Below are 22,044 nucleotides of genomic sequence, written 5' to 3' on the forward strand. Positions count from 1 at the left end.
CACCCGCTAAAACTCAGGCCAGGTTAACCCCCTGGCCTTTTCTTTTGGTCCTCTTTACCCTTTACTTCGACACAAACCTTCATTTTCTGCCATTATTTTGCCTGATATATGGGCAAGGCTCATGCAAGCATCCGCGACTCTGGAGAACATTGATGCTGTTCAATCTGTTTAAAAACACGCTGTGGGCATTTTTTGCGCTGGCCATCCTTCAAACCAGCGCGCTAAGTTTCACCCTGGAAGTCGCGGGAAACATCGAAAACACCACCGATCCGGTAAAGAAAAGCTATCTGTTTACCGATAAACAACTGTTGGCAATGCCGGTGCGCAGCATCACCACCTCTACCTCCTGGACGCCGCAAAGAAAGTTCGAGGGGATTGGCGTGGCGGACATTTTGGCGCGCGTCGGCGCCAAAGGCAGCACGCTGACATTTTATGCGCTGAACGATTATTACATCGACGTGCCGCTGTCAGATGTCGAAAAATACAACATGATTTTGGCTTACAAAATGGACGGCGTCATGCTGAAGATCAGAAACTTCGGCCCGCTGTTTTTGGTTTACCCGAGGGATGCCGCCGGGCCTGAGTTAAATTCTCCGCTCTACAACTCGCGCTTCATCTGGCAAGTGGACAGGATCGTAATCAAATGAAGCTCACAGGGTTTAAAAGCGGCAGCAGGCTGGCGATCCCGGCTATCTTTGCCGCACTGTTTCTGGTTGCCTCTACGGTGACGCTGTATTACTACAGCGCGACCCTGTCGAAAAAAGGGTTGTATGCTATCGCCGGCACGCAGGAAAATTACTCCTGGTCGATCGCCAAATTCTCGATCAAGCTGGCGGAATTCGACACGCTGGTCGAACAGTTGAAAAACGCACCGCAGGTGGATGGCGAAGACCTTCGGCTCAAATTTGAAATCCTTTATTCGCGTTTTTACGTGCTGGAAACGGTCTCCGAATCCACCCAGCCGCTGTATGCCGAACCGGGTTATCCCGAAGTCGTCACGCACATGCGCGAGAAAATGGATCAGATTGATAATTTGCTGAACAGCCCGAAAATTGATTTCTCTCTGATTTCGCAGGCGATGAAGCAAATCAAGCCCTATGCGATTGAAATGGCTAACCTGACCGATCATGCCGAAGTGAAGCAGCGCACCGCGGCCTACGAAGACTATATCGAGAAACGACACATCATTTTCTATGGTCTGGTGATCGTGATGTTTTCAGTGATCGCGCTGATCGCCATCACGCTGATTGTGCTGCGTCAGCAGCGCCTGACTATCCGCCAGCAGGCCAAGGCGATTGAGGCGGAAAAAGCCACCCGCACCAAAAATGCCTTTCTGGGCGCCATCGGTCACGAGCTACGCACCTCGCTACAGAGCATCATGTCCGCCATTGATGTGCTGGTGAATACCCAGGTATCGGCCGAGCACGCGGACACTTTCCAAAGGCTGGAAACCGCCGCACAGCAAATTGAAAGTCAGATGAAAGACCTGACCGATTACGCCCATCTCGACAGCGGTATGATGGAACTGCGTATCGCTCCCTTCGATGCCCAGCGGCTGGTTGAAGAAACGGCGAATGAAATCAAAACGCTGCGCCAGAAAGATCAGGTCACTTTGCTGTGTGAAGTGGAATGCGGCCATCTGCAGATACATTCCGATCCGCTGCGCATCCGGCAAATTATCGTCAATCTGCTGACCAATGCGTTCAAATACACCGAAAGCGGCACCATCACGCTGCATAGTTGCTTGCGCAGCCAGGCTACCGGCAGTTCGCTGATTATTGAGGTCACCGATACCGGGATTGGTATCGAAAAGGGAATGCTGGATCAGATATTCCGGCCCTTCACCCAGCTTGATCAATCACATACCCGCCAGTATGGGGGCGTCGGCATGGGGTTGGCGATTGTGCACGGGCTGGTGACGCTGCTCAACGGCACCATTACCGTCTACAGCGAAATCAAAAAAGGCAGCACCTTTATCGTCAGCATTCCGGTAGAAGTCAGTAACGAGGAAAAGTTGGGTGAAACACCGCTCCACCAGCAAAGTTTGCCGCAGAAACAGCAGCATATCTTGGTCGTCGATGACAATAAATCGGTGAGTGACGCCTTCTCGGCGCTGCTGGACAAGCTCGGCTATCAGCATGAGCTGTGCAACTCGTCTGAAAGAGCGCTGCAAAAACTGCTGCGGCGTCCTTACGACGCGTTGCTGCTGGATCTGCAAATGCCGGGAATCGATGGGGCCGCACTGGCTAAAAAACTGCGTGACCAACGTGGCCCCAACCGCCATATCCCGATTATCGGCATCAGCGCCTACACCCCTGAGCAACTGTCTGTCGAACAGCGGGCGCTGTTCGACAACTATTTAATGAAACCGGTTCGGCTGGACGCCTTGTCATCCGCACTGGCTTCACTGCTCGCCGCTAAAGGTTGAAGCACCGCAACAGTGCGGCTTCGATAACGTGGAGCCGCACGGGTTTCTCATAGGGACCCAGAACGTCATAGTCACGCATCGCCCTGGCGATTTCAGACTCACGCTGGTCGGTACCCAACTGACCGGTCAGCACTAAAACCGGCGCGTCTGGGTTATCCGACGCGCGGATGGTTTCAATACAGCGATCTGCCGTTTCCTGACCAATCAACCAGTCGACCACGTAACCATCGAACAGACTTTGCTGCAGTGCCTGACAAAAGCTGCTGACGTCGTAGAATGCCACGGCATGGAAACCGCGCCCGTTTAGGTATTTGGTCAACTCATCGGCCGCCAGATGCGAATCATCGAGCACCGCAATGCTCAAACGCTCGTCTTCGACGGCGGCGGGGCGAACCTCTATCAGTTCCACACAATAGCGTTGCCCCTGCGGTGCATCATCCGCGCGATAAATGCCCCATTGCCCAGCCTGCTGAAGTGCGACATATTCCGCAGTCCGCCCGCCAATCAGCTCATGGCCGATATAACCGACGCAGGCTAATTCCACCCCGCCCACGTAAAAGATGGCATCACGTGCAATAGTTTGCGCGGAGACGTCATGTTCAGCTCCGGTATCTACGATCGCAGCCGGCGTTTCCCCTAACGCCGCCGCGACGTCGTTAATCTGCTCCAGAGTCCAGGGACTTTGCCCTTTCAGCTTGCGATGCGCATGCGAAAAACTCAGATCCAGAATACGGCTGAGCTCCTTGGCATGCTGCCGCTTACCAATCCCATAATGTACAAACAGTTCCCTGACCCGGTTTGCAATCGACTGTGAATCGAATTTCTGATGATTGTTATCCATTTTTTCCTTCGATTTTTTTTGCTGTTTTTTCAGTCGTTTTCATACTTGCCGTGCAAAAAAGCGATCTAAAACTGGTATATGGTACAATGTATTATCTAAACATTGCTTGACATACCACATTATATAGTCAAACATGGTATCAGAAGAGACACACAGCAACACCACAATAAAAATATAACAATAGTGAAATCGCATCACCAATAATCACAATAACACCAGGGAAAGCTCATTTCGGTTGCTGTACTGAGAGAATGTATGCAACAGACCCTCACCGAAACTTGAGCCGTAGCGCTAATCTGTTTTACCCGCATTTGAACCGAGATCCGCAAGGGTCTCGGTTTTTTCTTGCCTTATTTTTATCTTAACCCTGCCGCTCCACACCGCCTGCGGGGAAACCATGCAAAAAAATAGGGCCAGCAAGCTGGCCCTGTGGGTTTAAATCCCGAAAGTGAAATGTGTTGGATCAGAACTTCCAGGTAAAACCGGCATTGACGCTGTTGTCCTGATAGTTTTGCGACAGCAGCCCGCCATAGCCCAGCGACAGCGTGGCGTTCTTGTTCACCGCCACTTCCGCACTGGCTTTCAGCACCGCACCGTCACGCGACGCCGACACGCTGTTCACCACGAACGGTGAGCTGCCGCCGTTGAACTTCAGCCCGGTACCGCGAGCCAGATCGCCGTACTGATGCTGCCAACCCAGCTCGCTGCGCAGCGCCACCGCGGTGGTTTTGCTCGCCTGCCACTCGGTATCTGCACGCAGCCCCAGCGTCGAGACCGTCGCATCGGTGTGTTGCTTGTCACCGTGCAGCGCCGCCGCCCCACCGTCTTCCGCGATGCCGTTGTTCTGGAAGTTGATGTACGCCAGGTTGGCGAACGGCTCCAGATTCACCCAGGCCGCTTTTATGCTGTATCCCGCTTCGGCGAACACCTGCTCGGTGCGCGCACTGTATTTCGCGGTTTCGCGATCTGACTGCATGCCGTAGTTCACCGAGCGTGAGGTATCGAAACGGTGCCAGGTGTAACCCCCACCGGCACGCAGCGCCAGTTCACCGAACTGTTTGCCGCCGTACACCGCCAGGTGGTAGTTGTCGCTGTCAGCATTCGAGCCATAACCGCCGTCCAGCGAGGTGCGGGTATAACCGGTCGCGACCCCTAACCGCCATTCGTCCGCCAGCGCAGAGTCCAGCCCCACCAGCACGCCGTAGGTGGATGCCTGATAGCCCGTGGCGTTGGCATCGCCCGACGCGTGGTCCCAGGCCCCCAACAGCTGCGCCCAGGCGCCACCGTCGTCGTCAGCCTTGATGTCCGGCGAGGTCGCCAGCCCTTCCGCCTGACGCAAACGGCCGTTCAGCGCGTCGCGCAGGTAGCGGCTGTCGTTCATCTGTGCCGAAGCGATATCCGCGTGGATCTGCCCTGACAGCTGACGGAACGCCTGCCGCGCTTCCCCCGCCGAACCGGCGTTGAGGATGCTTTCAAACACCGGATTGCCCGCCGCCAGCGCATCTGCCGCTGCCGCCACCGCCCGCTCGTTCTGCGTTGCCGCCACGCTGGCGAAGCTGGTGTCATTACGGCCGACGTTGAGCGTTACCTGATTCGGCTGATAGGTCAGGCCGGTGCCCAGGAACAGGTAGTTTGGCGCCACAGAGTCAAACTGCCCGCGGATACCCTGCTGGGCGGTCAGAATGTTGTACTGCTGACCCAGCAGGCTGCGAACCTCGTTTTGCGACAACAGGTTGCTGCTGTTTTCCAGCGATACCGCCACCTCACCGCCGCCGATCGTCGCCGATCCGTTACTTTGGATCCGATCGCTCTGGCCGTTCGGTGCCACTTCCACCGCGTAACGGGAGCCTGGTTCGAAGCTGACGTCACGAGTCACGTTCAGCGTGCCGATCGAATTGCCCGGCGCCACGGTACCGCCGCTACGGGCAGTTAACGACCCTAGCGTACCGGAACCGCCCAGCACGCCGGCGCTTTGTACCGTCACGTCCGAAGTCACCGAACCATTTACCGCCAGCAGGCCGGTATTGACCCACGTCGGGCCGGAGTAGGTGTTGTTACCGGTCAGTACCAACGCCCCCTGGCCCTCTTTGGTCAGGCCGCCATGGCCGTTGATATCATTGGAATACACTTCAAGCGAGCAGTGGTAGTCATCGCAGACTCTGGCATGCAACGTACCCTCATCGATGATCGCCCCCATGCCAGGAATGTTGGCGACAAATTGCGACGAGCCGTAAGCCACGCCCGTCGGGTCCGGAATACGAAACTCCTCGGGGATATCATCGACGGTATAGAACATGCCCGGGCCGTTAATCGCCTTGCCCAGATTGATCATCCCCCAGCCATACAAGGCATCGATGCCCGGAGCCCCCATATCGGTCGCGGTCGTTTTAAGCACATCGGCAATTTGCGCCGACGTCATGTACGGGAAACGCTGCAGCAATACGGCGACTGCGCCGGTCACGTGCGGCGTCGCCATTGAGGTACCGTTTTTATTGCCATAGTCGGAGACCAACTGGTTCGGATCTGAACCGTTGGCTACGGTGCTGTAGATTTTACTGCCCGGCGAGGAGACGCAGAAGCTGGCGGTATAGCCGCAACGCGAAGAGAAGCTGCTGATGGTGTAAGGCACGCTGTTGGTGGAGGCGTCATCCTGCGCGACGCTGGCAACCGACAGCCAGTTAGGCGCAATATCCGGCACAAAATAGGCCAGGCCGCTGATCACATCCGGTTGGTTGTAGTTACCGTCGTTACCGGCGGCGAACAGCACCAGAATATTTTTACGTGCCGCATCGATAGCCCCCTGATAACCCGCCCCCGCAAGGCTGCCCAGCAAGGGTTTCACCTGATCAAACTGTTCCTGCGCGTCCTTCAGCTCGAAATGCAGCGCATCGGGTTTCTTGCCATTATCCGAAAGAAAATCCGGAATGCTGACGCCCCAACTGTTGTTGATCACCCGCACGCCGTTGTTGATCATCGCCTGCCAGCCCGCGTTGGTCACGCTGCCATCCAGCCCGAGGAACTCACCGTAGGCCGGGCCGTCATTGTCGTTATCGACGCTGATGATTTGCGAATCAAAGGCGACGCCGTGCATGCCGGTGCCGTCACGGTTGGCACCGCTGATACCGGCAACGTGGACGCCGTGGTTACTTAACTGCCCCTGTGAACCACTGTAAAAATGGAAAGTACCGTCAAAGTAAAAACGATCGCCGGCCTTAATCCCCTCACGATGCGGATCGGTATAGGCGCGATAGCCTTCGGTGACAACGTTAGTCAGCTTGCCATCACCGGCAAATTCCGGATGCTGGTTCACCGGGGTATCGAAGATCCCCACCTTTTGCCCTTTGCCGGTATAACCTGCCGCGTAAGCCTCGTCGGCATGGATAGCCCCCAACCCCCAGTTAGCATTGAATTCATTGCTGCGCCAACTGGCCGGATCGCCGCTCTTCCCCCCTTCGGTATAGGTCGCGGCCTGTGCACCACCGGCGGCCAACAACGCGCATAACAGGGCGTTCAGTTTCCATGTCGGCGCCAATGCCGGTTTGTTGTTTCCTGCAGATTGCTTCATTCCCTTATCCCTTATTGTTTTTGGTAAAAACCGCCCCAGTGGGACGGTTGTTCCGTTTGTTTTTTAAGATCAGAAATGCCAGGTAAAACCGGCGTTAACGCTGTTGTCCTGGTAGTTTTGCGACAGCAGCCCGCCGTAGCCCAGCGACAGCGTGGCGTTCTTGTTCACCGCCACTTCCGCACTGGCTTTCAGCACCGCACCGTCACGCGACGCCGACACGCTGTTCACCACGAACGGTGAGCTGCCGCCGTTGAACTTCAGCCCAGTACCGCGAGCCAGATCGCCGTACTGATGCTGCCAACCCAGCTCGCTGCGCAGCGCCACCGCGGTGGTTTTGCTCGCCTGCCACTCGGTGTCCGCACGCAGCCCCAGCGTCGAGACCGTCGCGTCGGTGTGTTGCTTGTCACCGTGCAGCGCCGCCGCCCCACCGTCTTCCGCGATGCCGTTGTTCTGGAAGTTGATGTACGCCAGGTTGGCGAACGGCTCCAGATTCACCCAGGCCGCTTTTATGCTGTATCCCGCTTCGGCGAACACCTGCTCGGTGCGCGCACTGTACTTCGCGGTTTCGCGATCTGACTGCATGCCGTAGTTCACCGAGCGTGAGGTATCGAAACGGTGCCAGGTGTAACCCCCACCGGCACGCAGCGCCAGTTCACCGAACTGTTTGCCGCCGTACACCGCCAGGTGGTAGTTGTCGCTGTCAGCATTCGAGCCATAACCGCCGTCCAGCGAGGTGCGGGTATAACCGGTCGCGACCCCTAACCGCCATTCGTCCGCCAGCGCAGAGTCCAGCCCCACCAGCACGCCGTAGGTGGATGCCTGATAGCCCGTGGCGTTGGCATCGCCCGACGCGTGGTCCCAGGCCCCCAACAGCTGCGCCCAGGCGCCACCGTCGTCGTCAGCCTTGATGTCCGGCGAGGTCGCCAGCCCTTCCGCCTGACGCAAACGGCCGTTCAGCGCGTCGCGCAGGTAGCGGCTGTCGTTCACCTGTGCCGAAGCGATATCCGCGTGGATCTGCCCTGACAGCTGACGGAACGCCTGCCGCGCTTCCCCCGCCGAACCGGCGTTGAGGATGCTTTCAAACACCGGATTGCCCGCCGCCAGCGCATCTGCCGCTGCCGCCACCGCCCGCTCGTTCTGCGTTGCCGCCACGCTGGCGAAGCTGGTGTCATTACGGCCGACGTTGAGCGTTACCTGATTCGGCTGATAGGTCAGGCCGGTGCCCAGGAACAGGTAGTTTGGCGCCACAGAGTCAAACTGCCCGCGGATACCCTGCTGGGCGGTCAGAATGTTGTACTGCTGACCCAGCAGGCTGCGAACCTCGTTTTGCGACAACAGGTTGCTGCTGTTTTCCAGCGATACCGCCACCTCACCGCCGCCGATCGTCGCCGATCCGTTGCTTTGGATCCGATCGCTCTGGCCGTTCGGTGCCACTTCCACCGCGTAACGGGAGCCTGGTTCGAAGCTGACGTCACGAGTCACGTTCAGCGTGCCGATCGAATTGCCCGGCGCCACGGTACCGCCGCTACGGGCAGTTAACGAACCCAGCGTACCGGAACCGCCCAGCACGCCGGCGCTTTGCACCGTCACGTCCGAAGTCACCGAACCATTTACCGCCAGCAGGCCTTGATTGACCAGGGTTGGCCCTGCGTAGCTGTTATTGCCGGTCAGCACCAGTGTGCCGATGCCCAATTTGGTCAGGCCGCCATGGCCGGAAATATCGTTGCTCCAGACATCCAACCCGCAATGAATATCGTCACACACACGCTCGGTAGGTTTGCCTTTGTCCAGTACTGCACCGATGCCTGGCAGATTCACCACAAATTGCTCCGGGCCGTAGGCACCGCTCACGCGGAACTCCTCCGGGATATCCTGTTCGGTGACAAACATCCCCGGGCCGTGGATCGCTTTGCCCAGATCAATCATCCCCCAGCCGTAAAGCGCATCGATGCCCGGCGCGCCCATATCAACCGCAGTGGTCTTCAGCACCGAAGCCACCTGTGCGCCGGTCATATAGGGAAAGCGTTCCATCAGCACTGCAATGCTGCCTGCCACGTGTGGTGCGGCCATTGAAGTTCCGCTGTATTTGGCATAGCCGGTGGTCAGGTTATCTACGCTGTTGCCTTCGATAATCGAGCTGTACACCTTGCTGCCCGGAGCGGAAACACAGAAGCTGGCGGTATAGCCACAGCGGGAGGAGAAGCTGCTGATGCTGTAATCACCGGTGTTATTCGGATCCTGCAGGCTGGCGACCGACAGCCAATTCGGCGCGATCTCCGGCACGAAATAGGCCAAACCGGCCATCGCGTCCGGGTTATTCAGGTTGTAATCGTTACCGGCGGCAAAGATGGTGACAATGCCGCTGCGCGCCGCATCGATCGCCCCCTGATAAGCACCACCGGCTTTAGTACCGAGGATCTGTTTGATTTGGTCGAACTGTTTCTGCGCGTCGGCCAGGGTGAAATGCGGATAGGCTGGATCCTTACCACCCTGATCAAATTTCTCGGTAATGCCGATACCCCAGCTGTTGTTGATGATGCGCGCACCGCTGGCGATCAACGCATTCCAACCTGCCTGATATACCGCGCCATCGTTGCCGAGAATGATGCCGTCTTCCGGCCCCGGATCCCCGTTTTCGGCACTGATGATTTGCGCGTTAAATGCCACACCGTGCATCTCGCCGCCGTCGCGGTTACCGGCGGCGATGCCGCCTACGTGGGTCCCGTGCGAGCCGAGAGTGCCGTCGGAATCCACGCTTGGCGTGCCGTCATAGCGAAATGCATCGCCTTTCTTCACCGGGATATAGGGATCGGTATATTCGCGGATCCCCGTCGTGACCAGGTTGATCACTTTGTCCTGACTGCCGAACTCCGGGTGTTTGGCATATACCGGCTGATCGAAAATGCCGAGCTTAACGCCTTTGCCGGTATAACCGGCGGCGTAGGCCTGATCGGCGTGGATGGCCCCCAGCCCCCATTCGGCATTAAATTCCTTACTGCGCCAACTGGCGGGATCGCCCTGCTTTCCGCTCTCTACATAGGGCGCAGCCTGCGCCCCACCGATGGTTGCCAGGCAAAAAAGCATCGCGCTCCACTGGGCGCGGCTAACGCCAATTTCAGGCCAGCCGAAGGCCGCCTGAACAGGCTTGACTCCTCTACGTTTATTTTCCATCCCAGATACCGTCCATTGTTGTTTGCAAATGTTTTATTGGTTTTTTTGTGTAACAGTTTCGTAACACCAAATAAATAAAGCACAACAATCTCAAGCACGCCTTATGGGTCAATAAGGCAAACGCCTAACGTGGGAACGTCATTGTTAGAAAAAAGGAAGGAAAGACATAAGGATTTTGAATGGCCGAAAACGGGCGAGAAGAATGAGCCCCTCCTGGCGAGAGGAAAAGCTAATTAAATGATAAATAGAAATAAATCAAATAACAAAAGCCGATAAACTCGCCTCCGTCGACCATTAAAAAAAAGCATAAAATGCGTTTATTATTTCTTTTAATTATAAGAATTATCAATATTCACTCAGTGAAATATGCTGGTTTACACGGAGCAGACCATTGAAAATTGGATTATCATGCTAACGGTTTTTTGCTGTTCATCGCATCTTCTTCACCTTGCGGAAAAATGGCTTTCGCCAGTAATAAATGCCTGCACAGGCGAAGTGCGCTTCATGATCCCGGGTGGCGGTGGACCCACATTGGACGCGCCGCGGCAGCCGTTTCGGGATCCACAGGCACTGGCCGCTTTTATCGATGCGCCGGGATCCACGTGCTGCCCACCAGCAAAAGATGTGTTGGTAAAAACCGCTTATCATATTAACGATCCGCATTTTGCCCAGACCGTGATCAAACAATTCCGCTCGATTACTGGCGTGCCGAATGAGTTTCTTCCACGGGCCTTATCAACGGAAAAGGTTCTTTAAATCCAAAAAAAGGGCCAGAGAATTAATCTGGCCCTTTTTACTTACCGCATGAAATTATTTCTGTTCAGTCGTCATTTTCGACTTCATGTTATTCATGTGGTCCATCATTTTCTGTTCGCGTTTCTGATAATTCTCATTGTATTGTTTTTTCTGCTCTGGGGTCAGCAGGTTGTACATTTTATTTTCAGCTTTGGCGCGCTCCAGCATATGCTCGGACTGAGTTTTGCTGATGGCGTCAATTTGGGCTTTCGCTTTGGCTTCATCGAAGCTGTCGGAGGCGACCAGGCTATGCAAGGCCTGACGCTCCTCTTTCATGCCCGCACCGCGTTTCTGATGCGACTCTTTCATGATATCGCGCATTTGTTGGCGCTGCTGTTCAGTCAGGTTCAGACCGGCGAATGGCCCGCCTTTACCCTCGCCCTTGTGGTGCATCATTTTCATCGGAGTGGCATCTGTCGTCGCAGGTGCCGCTGTCGTATCTGCAGCGAAAGCCATGGAAGCAGAACCCAGAGCCAGAGTAGAAGCGACAAATAAAGCGGTCAGTTTACGCATGATCATTTCCTTAAAATTATTCTTCATCAGGAGCGCTGTACGTGAACAGGCTCATCTTTCGTCGGAGATAATAATAGGCCGATAAACATATAGTAATGCGATGGTGTGTAAATTTATTAAAGCCCGAAACAGGTTTATTCGACAATAATGAATGAATTATGGAGATGTTGTTTATTATCTGGAAATTTTGGTTTCCCCTGGCCTGACGATCACCTGATTTTGCTTTCCCCCCGATGGGGTTATTCCTGTCAAAGCCCGTCTTTATTATAATTTAGGCTTATCCACTGCAACCGTCCTGCAACAAAATGACGACGGCATCGAAAGCAGCAATCGTACGAATCTCTCGAAAGCGCAGGTTCTCACTTACACTTAAGATTGTATCCACCCCCAGTGAGATCGTCAGGATCCGGTGCGCAACGCAGCCTTCTGCAGCGGCGGCAACGCGACGTTTACACTGCAAAACTAATTATTGGTTATATAATAGTTTCATCCTCTGCCCGTGAAAAACGTGTTATATGATGGAGATACGTGCACTACGGCCACTACCGAGCCAGAATTTGCTGCTGTGCCCATCGCACAGGCTGGCTGTCGTGCCATTTTGAGGAATCATCATGTTCGCAGACCAAGGCCCTATGCTTCTTAATGCCCACTTCGGCACCAACAGCCCATATTGGCGGTTGGCGTTTGACAGCAATGCCCTGGCGCTGTCGGCAGTGAAAGGCAAAACCCATATGGCCGTGGCGCTCAGCGCCATGCAGGCAGCCAAAATCCGCCGTCTGACCGGCATTACCGCCAGCCTTGATATCACCATCACGCTGGGGGGTGAGCCGATACATCTGCATCTGGTCGGGCGCAGGATCAATAATCAGGAATGGGCGGGTACCGCCTCGGCCTTCAGCGACACCCAATCGGTCGCCCGCGACCTGGTACACGGCCTGTCTTTTGCCGAACAGGTGGTGTCAGAAGCCAATTCGGTGATTGTGATTGTTGACCAGCACGGCCGTATTCAGCGCTTTAACCGACTGAGCGAAGAGTACACCGGCCTGCACGAACATGATGTTATTGGTAAAAACGTCTTTCAGCTGTTTATGAGCCCGGAAGAAGCGGCGGCATCGCGGCGAAACATCGCCGGTTTTTTTCGCAACGGATCATCCTATGAGGTGGAACGTTGGATTAAAACGGTGAAGGGGGAACGGCTGTTCTTGTTTCGCAACAAGTTCGTCCACAGCGGCAGCGGTAAAAATGAGGTGTTCCTGATTTGCTCCGGCACCGACATCACCGAAGAGCGTCGCGCTCAGGAACGACTGCGGGTGTTGGCCAATACCGACATTATTACCGGCCTGCCCAATCGCAATGCCATTCAGGACAAAATCACCCAGGCAATCGCCGCACGCGACGGCAATCATGTCGGTCTGGTGTATCTCGATCTCGACAACTTTAAAAAAGTGAATGACGCCTACGGCCATATGTTCGGCGACCGTTTATTGGTGGAGGTGTCGTTGGCGGTGCTTGGCTGTCTCGCACCAGACCAAACCCTGGCTCGCCTGGGGGGCGATGAGTTTCTGGTGCTTGCCCAGCAGGCCGATCGCGAGATGCTGCAACGGCTGGCCCAGCGCATTATCGACCGCTTGAAGACCCCCTTTCGTATCGGCCTTATCGAGGTCTATACCGGCTGTTCGATTGGCATTGCGCTATGCCCCGAACATGGCAACGATCTCGACAGCCTGATCCGCAGTGCTGATACCGCCATGTACGTCGCCAAAGAACACGGCAAACGCACCTATACCGTGTTCTCGCCGGAAATGAACAAACGCGTCGCGGAATACATGTGGCTGGATACCAACCTGCGAAAGGGGCTGGAACAAGATCAACTGGTGGTGTACTACCAGCCCAAAATCGAGGCGCTCAGCGGCAAGGTGTGCAGCGTAGAAGCTTTGGTGCGTTGGGATTCACCCGAGCGCGGCCTGATCCCACCGTTGCAGTTTATCTCTTATGCCGAAGAATCCGGTCTGATAGGCCCACTCGGGCGCTGGGTGCTGCAAACCGCCGCCAGACAGGCCGCACAGTGGCAGCGACAAGGCTTGAATCTGCGGGTGGCAGTGAATCTTTCCGCACGGCAGTTGGTTGATGATTCCATCGTTGAAGATCTCGCTCAGGTATTGCAGTGCAATCACCTGGCCCCCTGCCTGCTCGACTTCGAACTCACGGAAAGCAGCCTGATTGAGGATGAAAAACGTGCCCGCGAAGTGATCACGCGGTTACGCGATCTGGGGGCGCAGGTGCATCTCGATGATTTTGGCACCGGCTACTCTTCTTTGGCCCAGTTGGCCCGCATTCCGCTGGATGCCATCAAGCTGGATAAAAGCTTCGTGCGCGGGGTGAATTGCAATCCGGTTTCGCAGTCGCTGGTGCGCGCCATCGTCGCGGCGGCCGAAGCGCTCAGGTTCCGGGTGATTGCCGAAGGTGTAGAGACCGAAAGCGAGAATCAGTTTCTGGATGAAGTCGGTGTGGATGAGAAACAAGGATTTCTGTTTGCGCGGCCAATGCTCCCGGACCAGTTGGAACATTGGCTGCAATCTTATTGCCCGCATCCCTCCTCAGCCTGATGCGGGCCGGGTAATGTTAGCCTGCACGACGCAGGTTTAGCGTGTGGCGGTCTTGTAGCATAACCAGACGCTCGATATAGGCACGATCTTTCTCCTCGATGGTGAAGGCCGAATGCACCCAATCCTCGGTAATATCCATCAGCTCCGAACGCGTGAGCTGCAATACCCGCTGACGGGCGCGTAGCATGGCGCGCATCCCGTTCAATTTGGGCCGGATGGTATCGATGAAGGTGCGGGTCGCCACATAAGCATCGCCGGGCTGGAACAACTGATCGACCAGGCCACGGCTTTCAAACCATTCCGCGGTGTGCGACTCGCCCCCCCAGATCAGCTCTTCCGCCAGGCGCATACCTGCCTTGCGTGCCACCAGCGAATATCCCCCCATGCCGGGGAACAGGTTGAACGCAATTTCCGGAAAACCCATCCGCGCGTTGTTCTGTGCCAGCACGAAATGGTGCGCCAGCGCCGCTTCGAAGCCGCCCCCCAGGGCGCTGCCCTCCACCATCGCAATGCTTACCGCACCGGTATCAAACCCGCGCGCCGCCGCATGCACGCAGTCAATGCAGGCACGTGCGTAAGCCATCATCGCCTCGCGCTTGCGGTTTTTAATGGCCTCGGCAAAGAACTGCAGATCGCCACCGACGTTGAACATATTGGGCACCAGCGATCCGGTGACCCAAAAATCAAACTGCAATGAAGACTCTTTTGCTGCCTGCGCCAGCGTCATGATGTCTTCGATTAACGCCTGATTGAAGCAAGGGCGCGGTTCAGCACGCAGCAGCATCCACATGATGTGCCGTTCCTCCTCATAGTAGGCGGATATCTGGGTCAAATTGCCCGCTTCGGTAAACGGGCGACAGGTGGGGTGATTAAGTAATTTCATATGACCTTCCATTTTCTCTCGTGTTAACAGTTGAAACCGTTCCAACCCCTACGGCTGCAGTTGCGCGGCGACTGGTAAACCGTCGCGCCACATCATGAGTAAACGCTTTCTTAGTGATGAAACAGATAAAAATTGAAGGTCGGAGAATGAAAAAAACCGCGCTGGAACGCGGCTGACATAAGAATTTTACCCATCGGCAGGCTGCAACATTTCACCTGGGGAGTGAACGCGCTAAGCTCACAAATTAGCCGGTTACCGGCCCCGGCGGCCAAAACGGCGAGCCTTTTGGCTATAATCACATTGAGACAGCCTATTTATCGTTAAGGATATCGTGACGTAATGCCTACAGGATCAGATAAAGACCCCCGTCAGACCAACAGTGAAGCGCCGCAAAAACCGCTGATCGACATCAAGACCGGCCACCAGACCCTTGACCGGCGCATTTCCGGATTTTCACGCCTGGTCGAACGCATCAAGGCCTGGCCAAGCATCGCTCACCTGCTGCGCGCCACCGAGCGCTTTAACGATCGCCTGGGCAGCCAATTCGGCGCTGCCATCACCTATTTCTCGTTTCTTTCGCTGATCCCGATTCTGATGGTGTCATTTGCCGCCGTCGGTTTTGTGTTGGCATCCAATCCGGACCTGCTAACCGGGCTGATCAATAAAATCGTCGGCAGCATCAGCGATCCGACCCTGGCCGGCACGCTGAAAAACACCGTCAATACCGCCATTCAGCAACGTACCACCGTGGGGCTGACCGGCCTGGCGCTGGCGCTGTATTCGGGGATCAGTTGGATGGGCAACCTGCGAGAGGCGATCCGTGCACAGTCGCGTGACGTCTGGGAGCGCAATCCGCAGGATCAGGAAAAAATCTATTTCAAATACACCCGCGATTTTATCTCGCTGACCGGTCTGGTGGTGGCGCTGATTATCACCCTGACGTTGACCTCCATTGCCGGTTCGGCGCAGGCGGCGATTGTGCAGGCGCTGGGTCTGGAAGGCATAGAATGGCTGCGGCCGGCCATGACGCTGATTGCGCTGTCGATCTCCATCTTTGCCAACTACCTGCTGTTTCTGTGGATCTTCTGGATGCTGCCACGGCATAAGCCGAAGAAAAAGGCGTTGCTGCGCGGTACGCTGCTTGCCGCTATCGGTTTCGAAGTGATTAAGTTTGTGATGACCATGACGCTGCCACAGGTGGCCAAATCCCCTTCTGGGGCCGCCTTTGGTTCGGTGATTGGGCTGATGGCGTTTTTCTATTTCTTCGCCCGTCTGACGCTGTTTTGCGCCGCCTGGATCGCCACCGCGCAATATAAAGAGGATAAAACCCTGCCAACCTCAGAACAATCCGCGCCGTAAATCAACGCAATCATACCGGCCACTTTCCTGTGGCCGGTTTTTTATTTTGCATTTAAGCAATTAAACCAGCATATAAAACCAATAAGAAACCAACTCACCTGCCAGAATCAGCATAACAAACTACAGCCTAACTTTTCTTTTCGCCTTTTACAGATGTTCAGTCTGCGAATCATTCATTTGGCAACGTTAAAATCTATGCAGAAACGCAGTGATGAAACATTAAGCTTTTTAACCGGTTAATCGCCGCATTGTACAAAGTTTCGTCATTGAAAAGGCATTTTGCTGTGACTAAGATGGATTTTTACAAATTCAAAATATAAGAAATATTATGCAAGCCTCCATCGCACCAACTCTGGACGCCGACGACGCGTCAACACCGGTTAACTCACGCGGAAAAGTGATTGTCGCCTCGCTGGTCGGGACCGCTATCGAGTTTTTCGATTTTTACATTTACGCCACCGCTGCGGTGATCGTTTTCCCGCATATCTTCTTCCCACAGGGCGATCCCACCACCGCCACGCTGCAGTCGCTGGCCACTTTCGCCGTCGCTTTCGTTGCGCGCCCTATTGGTTCGGCGCTGTTCGGCCACTTCGGCGATCGCGTTGGGCGTAAGGTGACCCTGGTCGCCTCACTGCTGACCATGGGGATTTCCACCGTGCTGATCGGCATGCTGCCAAGCTACGAAACCATTGGTATCTTCGCGCCAATCCTGCTGGCGCTGGCGCGCTTCGGTCAGGGTCTGGGCCTGGGCGGGGAATGGGGCGGCGCAGCCTTGCTGGCCACCGAGAATGCCCCGGCCAGAAAACGGGCGCTGTACGGTTCCTTCCCGCAGCTGGGTGCGCCTATCGGCTTCTTCTTCGCCAACGGGACCTTCCTGCTGCTCTCCTGGTTGCTGACTGACCAGCAGTTTATGGAATGGGGCTGGCGCGTGCCGTTTATTCTGTCCGCCGCGCTGGTGCTGATCGGGCTGTACGTACGAGTGTCACTGCATGAAACACCGGTATTCGCCAAGGTGGCAAAAGCCGGCAAGCAGGTGAAAATTCCGCTCGGCACCCTGCTCAGCAAGCACCTGAAGGTGACGATCCTCGGCACCTTCATCATGCTGGCAACCTATACGCTGTTCTACCTGATGACGGTCTACTCGATGACCTACGGCACCACGCCGCAGCCGCTGGGCTTGGGCTATTCGCGCAACAGCTTCCTGTGGATGCTGATGGTGGCGGTGATCGGCTTTGGCGTTATGGTACCGATTGCCGGTCTGCTGGCTGATGCCTTTGGCCGTCGCAAGACCATGATCGTCATTACTCTGCTGATGATCGCCTTCGCTTTCCTGTTCCCGAGCATGCTGGGTTCCGGAAACCAGGCTCTGGTGATGGGCTTCCTGCTGTGCGGCCTGAGCATCATGGGGTTGACCTTCGGCCCGATGGGCGCGCTGCTGCCGGAGCTGTTCCCGACGGAGGTTCGCTATACCGGCGCATCCTTCTCCTATAACGTCGCGTCAATCCTCGGGGCCGCGGTAGCGCCTTATATCGCCACCTGGCTGGCAACGCACTACGGCCTGTTCTATGTCGGTCTGTACCTGGCGGCCATGGCCAGCCTGACGCTGATCGCCCTGTTGTTGATGAAAGAGACCCGAGACAAGTCGCTGTAACCCCGCTTACGCGGCCCCCATCAGGTGGGCCGCACTTCCCGTATTGTCTCCTGTCATAAAATCGGACTATGCTGAACCCTTCCTCTTTGACAGAAATGGAAATCAATAATGTCTCTGCGCCGCAGACTGTTTTGGTACGTTGTGCCATTGGTGGTGATCGCCATTGCGCTGGCTGGCTGGTTCTGGCTAATACCCTCCAATTCAAACGCGCTATGGCGTATCGTCAGCCAACAGTGCCTGCCCAATCAACAAGCGCATAACAACCCCGCCCCCTGCGCGCAGGTCGACCCACAGGCCGGTTTTGTGGTGTTTAAGGATCGCAACGGGCCACTGCAGTATTTACTGATGCCAACGGCCAAAATCACCGGCATTGAAAGCCCGCAGGTGCTGGAAGCCACCACCCCAAACTTCTTTGAGCAAGCCTGGGCCGCACGGCATTTTATGGCGGATAAATACGGCAAAGAGATTGATGACGCCGATATTTCGCTGGCGATTAACTCGCAATATGGCCGAACGCAGAATCAGTTGCATATTCATATCTCCTGCCTGTTACCGGCGGTAAAAACGCAGTTGGCGCGATATGCGACAGAATACAGTGAACAGTGGGAACCCATGCCCGGCGGTTTACTGGGGCATGACTATCTGGTGCGCAAGGTCACCGCTAATGATCTGAAAAAACAGGGGGCTTTCCGCCTGCTGGCAGAAGGGGTACCACGATCCGAAGGCCGTATGGGCAGTTTTGGCCTGGCAATGACCGCATTGCCGGGCGGCGACTTCCTACTGCTGGCCACCGAGCGCAGCCTGCTGCCGTTTACCCTGGCCTCGGCGGAAGAAATTCAGGATCACGACTGCCGGGTTCTGCAATAAAAATGGCCCGCAGTGCGGGCCATTAGCGATCATTTTTTCTTCTTCATCTGCTGCAGAATTTGTCCGCACTGGTTTTCCTCACCGCCTTCGCTCGGCGAAACCAGCGCCAACAATGCCGCTGCAGGCGTCAACACCACGCCCAGCGCCACTGCCGCAGCACCGCGCGCAATCAGCGGACCAGCCTTCACCCCAGCGTCCGGATGCGCGAAGGTGCCTTTCACATACAGCGGCGAACGCAGCGTCAGCACCCGCATCCCCTTACTTTCCGGATCGATGGACAGGTCCAACCGCTCCGTGGCCAGATTGGTATTGCCGCTGATATTGATAATCGCGTTCTCGGTATCGAACACAAACAGCCGCGGTGCCGCCACACCGGTGCTGATCCCGATGTCCGCCGCCGCACAGTTAATGCCCACGACGTCGTCGCCAAAGAGCTGCGCTACCAGATAGTTACCGACGTTTAACCCGAGAATTTCCATCAGGCTACGGCTGATAACCCCATTGTTAATCACCATCCGCAGATCGCCGCTGCTGGTCGCCAGCAAGTCCGCCACCGAGTTGCCAGTGCCGGTGAGTTTGGCATCGCCGTTCAGTTGCCCCAGGCTACGTTTCATCGATCCCACGTTCGGCAACAGCTGCTTGAGCTGGAATTTCCGCGCGTGCATATCCACCCGACCCTGCATCGGATTCTTGCTGCCGTCGAGGCGCAGGGTGGCGTTGAGGTTACCGCCCGCCACGCCGAACCGCAGCGGATCCATCAGGATAGCGCCGTTGTTCAACTGCAGATGGGTATAGAGGTCGCTCAGCGGCAGCGAGCTGCCGTGCTCAATGCGCTTGGCGGTGAATTTGACGTCCGCATCCATCACCTTCCAGCTTTGGGTTTCAAACTTTTCTACCGGCAGCACCTTGCCGGCCGGCTGACGGCTTTTTTCGCCGCGTCCGGCTTTTTCGGTGTTGGAGTCCGCACCAATCAACGGCGCCAGATCGGCGAAGCGCAGCTGCTTCGACAGTACCTCACCGCTTAGCTTCGGCCGGGGTTTGCTGGCGACATAGGTCAAATCACCGTGAATATCGCTGTCGCCGATTTTGCCGTCGAATTTTTGGTACTGGAATACGGCTCCGCCTTTCTCGTGCAGGCGAGCACTCAGGTGACCATCGGTGGAGTAAGGCGGAGTATTCGGCAGCAGCACGCCGGTAAGGCCATACAGATTCCCCAGGCTGTCACCGGAGAATTTAAGCTGCAAGTCCAGCCCACCGAGGTTCATCGGGTCGGACAGCGTACCTGCTACCACCACCCGGGTTGAGCCGGAACGCACATCTGCCTGCAGCGGGAATGGCGAGTCGGCACTTTGTAACGACAGCATACCGCCGATCTTGCCGCTGCCCGCCAGCGGCTCACCGTTATAGGTCCCCTTCACCTTCCAACCGAAAACATAGTCAGGTGTGATGGCTTTGCTGGCGTCTTTTTTGCCCGTCACTTCGCTGAACGGCAAAGGTTTGCCGAGCGGGTCAATCTCAGCGCGGAAATCGGCCTTCAGCGTGGCGTCTTTAAAAGCAATCTGACCCTTATCGAATACGATGTCATGAACGTTCACCGTCCAGTCGGACGGGGGCTGATTGGGATCGCCGGCCAGGTTAAAGGTCCAGTTATTCTCGCCATTGGCCAGACGCCGCAGGCTCGCGTTCGGCTGCTTCAGCCAAATACGCGGGATCAGCACCTCTTTGCCCAACAACGCCAATGGCGAGATGCTGGCTTCGACGCGCTGCAACTGGACCATAGTGTCGCCCGGGATATTTTCCGGGTTACCCAGTACGATATCTTCGGCATGAATATGCGGCCATGGCACCCAGGCACGCCAACCGCCTTCATCCTTATCACGTGTCCAGGCCACACCCAAGTCGCCACGGATAGCGAACGGACGGTGCAATTCGGCAGACACCTTGTCATTAATGGTCGGTTTGAGGCGATTCCAGTCGAAGGCCAGCGCAAAGATCACCAACGCAACGATGATCAGCAGCACAATACCGCCCACCCAAGTGAACGCCTTTCCTGTTTTTGTCATAATGGCTCCCTGAACGCGAAACTTGCCAACAATTGATAAGCAACTGTTATCAAGCCTAGCCGAGGATAGGCCAGAGTTCACGCTTTAGGGGACGAGGATCAGGCAGTCGGCACGGAAAACAATCTGGGCAAAGTTTGCAGAGTGTCGAAATGGGCCGGACGGGAAAGGTAGTACCCCTGCGCCGCCAGGGCACCAGAGCGCTGCACCAGCAGCCATTCCTGCTCGGTTTCCACCCCTTCAACAATCACTCCTTCGCTGTGCTGGTTCATTATTCTGACCAGCGTGGAGAGCAGTTGAATGCCATCCTCCGTCTGCTTAAGCAGGGTGAACAATTCACGCGCCACCTTGATGTATTGATAGCGCCAGGTACTGACGGCGGAGAAATTCGCCAACCCGCTACCGAAGTCATCCAACCACAGCCGCTCGGCCCCGGCAATTTGCTGCAACGGGCCGTTCAACGCCATTCCCGCGTGCTCCACCAGCTCGAAGCGCAGATAAGGCATGCTGGCAATCTGTCGTTGCAACACCTCGTGCCGCTGAAGCGCCTGCAATGCAATGCCGTCGATATTGACCGACACCATCAACGCGTGACGGGTCAACAACGGCTGCCAGTGCTGGAGCAACGTCAGCTGTTCCTGAATGATCTGCAGGCGCTTGCGCACGTCAAGGGCAGCAAAATAGTGCTCCGGCGACAGCGGTTTGTCCGGTGCGTCAGGATGAGACACCGCCGTCAGCAGTTCGAGTGCCAGCAGAGTGCCACAGGTGCGGTAGATCGGCTGAAAAGTATACTGCCGCCGGCATTGCCGCCAAAAATGCTGTGCTTTTATATGTGTGCATACGGCAAGGAATGGCGCCAGCAGACCAGAAATCATCTTGGTTGTCATTGGGACTATCGCCATCGAAGGGACATGAAAACGCTCAGTCTGCGTGATTGCTTCCCTGGGTTTATCGGCAGCAGGCGATAAAACTTTAAGCGGCGGCAAAAGCCTTCTACAGTGAATAGCGATAACAAAAAACCAAGGAAAAAAACATGCCCTACGTAAATATCAAAATTACCCGTGAAGGTGCGACAGCGGAGCAAAAGAAACAGCTGATCGCCGGCGTGACACAACTGCTGGTGGATACGCTGGGGAAGAATCCGGCCACCACCGTGGTCGTCATCGATGAAGTAGAAACCGACAACTGGGGTATCGGCGGCAAATGCGTCACCGAGCTGCGCGCAGCCGCTAAATAACGGCGGACTCTTGTCTGCGGATCGGGAAATTTTTCAGTTTCCCGATCGTCGTCATAATTAAATTAAAA

Annotated in this window: 14 protein-coding genes and 1 pseudogene; 8 read left to right on the top strand and 7 right to left on the bottom strand. The window is 55.9% G+C overall.

Features of this window, described 5'->3' with window-relative positions; translation table 11 throughout:
• Window positions 1-152: 152 nt before the first annotated feature.
• Both EBA31_RS24780 and EBA31_RS24785 read left to right on the top strand, forming a co-directional pair.
• Window positions 153-647 carry a molybdopterin-dependent oxidoreductase gene (locus EBA31_RS24780; RefSeq protein ID WP_020837458.1) on the top strand — a complete coding sequence of 165 codons (495 nt, stop codon included), beginning with the start codon at window positions 153-155 and terminating at the stop codon, window positions 645-647.
• Window positions 644-2,428, top strand: a complete 1,785-nt coding sequence (locus EBA31_RS24785; protein WP_122080433.1) for an ATP-binding protein — start codon at window positions 644-646, stop codon at window positions 2,426-2,428. Before EBA31_RS24780 ends, EBA31_RS24785 begins: the two co-directional genes overlap by 4 nt.
• On the opposite strand, the gene EBA31_RS24790 is transcribed toward EBA31_RS24785, so the two are convergent.
• The 3 genes from EBA31_RS24790 to EBA31_RS24800 form a co-directional block, all read right to left on the bottom strand.
• Window positions 2,418-3,269, bottom strand: a complete 852-nt coding sequence (locus tag EBA31_RS24790) for a helix-turn-helix domain-containing protein (protein ID WP_044554851.1) — start codon at window positions 3,267-3,269, stop codon at window positions 2,418-2,420. The genes EBA31_RS24785 and EBA31_RS24790 overlap by 11 nt on opposite strands.
• Before the next feature lie 463 nt (window positions 3,270-3,732).
• Window positions 3,733-6,834: an autotransporter outer membrane beta-barrel domain-containing protein gene (locus tag EBA31_RS24795; protein WP_122080434.1), complete on the bottom strand. Its 3,102-nt coding sequence runs from the start codon at window positions 6,832-6,834 to the stop codon at window positions 3,733-3,735.
• Window positions 6,835-6,903: 69 nt separating this feature from the next.
• Complete coding sequence (locus tag EBA31_RS24800; RefSeq protein ID WP_122080690.1) at window positions 6,904-9,918, bottom strand: autotransporter outer membrane beta-barrel domain-containing protein; 3,015 nt, start codon at window positions 9,916-9,918, stop codon at window positions 6,904-6,906.
• Window positions 9,919-10,371: 453 nt separating this feature from the next.
• Here EBA31_RS24800 and EBA31_RS24805 point away from each other — a divergent pair, with 453 nt between their 5' ends.
• Window positions 10,372-10,761, top strand: coding sequence for a Tm-1-like ATP-binding domain-containing protein (locus EBA31_RS24805; RefSeq protein ID WP_122080435.1), 390 nt, complete (start codon window positions 10,372-10,374; stop codon window positions 10,759-10,761).
• Window positions 10,762-10,815: 54 nt separating this feature from the next.
• On the opposite strand, the gene spy is transcribed toward EBA31_RS24805, so the two are convergent.
• Entirely contained in the window at window positions 10,816-11,313 is a 498-nt protein-coding gene (spy, locus tag EBA31_RS24810; protein WP_020837467.1) for an ATP-independent periplasmic protein-refolding chaperone Spy, read from the bottom strand.
• Between the two features lie 611 nt (window positions 11,314-11,924).
• Here spy and pdeR point away from each other — a divergent pair.
• Window positions 11,925-13,919 carry a cyclic di-GMP phosphodiesterase gene (pdeR, locus tag EBA31_RS24815; RefSeq protein ID WP_046374906.1) on the top strand — a complete coding sequence of 665 codons (1,995 nt, stop codon included), beginning with the start codon at window positions 11,925-11,927 and terminating at the stop codon, window positions 13,917-13,919.
• A 16-nt stretch (window positions 13,920-13,935) separates the two neighbouring features.
• Here pdeR and EBA31_RS24820 read toward each other — a convergent pair whose 3' ends face one another.
• Entirely contained in the window at window positions 13,936-14,802 is an 867-nt protein-coding gene (locus EBA31_RS24820) for a crotonase/enoyl-CoA hydratase family protein (RefSeq protein WP_020837470.1), read from the bottom strand.
• 339 nt (window positions 14,803-15,141) lie between these two features.
• Here EBA31_RS24820 and yhjD point away from each other — a divergent pair, with 339 nt between their 5' ends.
• The 3 genes and pseudogenes from yhjD to EBA31_RS24835 form a co-directional block, all read left to right on the top strand.
• Window positions 15,142-16,161, top strand: a complete 1,020-nt coding sequence (gene yhjD / locus EBA31_RS24825) for an inner membrane protein YhjD (protein WP_116691611.1) — start codon at window positions 15,142-15,144, stop codon at window positions 16,159-16,161.
• 328 nt (window positions 16,162-16,489) lie between these two features.
• Window positions 16,490-17,812 (top strand): MFS transporter, encoded by a 1,323-nt coding sequence (locus tag EBA31_RS24830; protein ID WP_122080436.1) that lies wholly within the window; start codon window positions 16,490-16,492, stop codon window positions 17,810-17,812.
• 99 nt (window positions 17,813-17,911) lie between these two features.
• Window positions 17,912-18,679: pseudogene (locus tag EBA31_RS24835) on the top strand (CDP-diacylglycerol diphosphatase); the annotation flags it as partial.
• A gap of 29 nt (window positions 18,680-18,708) precedes the next feature.
• Here EBA31_RS24835 and EBA31_RS24840 read toward each other — a convergent pair.
• Both EBA31_RS24840 and pdeH read right to left on the bottom strand, forming a co-directional pair.
• A complete protein-coding gene (locus EBA31_RS24840; RefSeq protein ID WP_061068962.1) occupies window positions 18,709-20,742 on the bottom strand; it encodes an AsmA family protein in 2,034 nt (677 codons plus the stop codon).
• Between the two features lie 98 nt (window positions 20,743-20,840).
• Window positions 20,841-21,626: a cyclic-guanylate-specific phosphodiesterase gene (gene pdeH, locus EBA31_RS24845; RefSeq protein ID WP_122080438.1), complete on the bottom strand. Its 786-nt coding sequence runs from the start codon at window positions 21,624-21,626 to the stop codon at window positions 20,841-20,843.
• 146 nt (window positions 21,627-21,772) lie between these two features.
• On the opposite strand from pdeH, the gene EBA31_RS24850 reads away from it, so the two are divergent.
• Window positions 21,773-21,976, top strand: a complete 204-nt coding sequence (locus tag EBA31_RS24850) for a 2-hydroxymuconate tautomerase family protein (protein ID WP_020837477.1) — start codon at window positions 21,773-21,775, stop codon at window positions 21,974-21,976.
• Window positions 21,977-22,044: the final 68 nt, after the last annotated feature.

It is taken from the genome of Serratia sp. P2ACOL2, assembly GCF_003691565.1.
GTDB classification, from domain to species: domain Bacteria; phylum Pseudomonadota; class Gammaproteobacteria; order Enterobacterales; family Enterobacteriaceae; genus Serratia; species Serratia liquefaciens.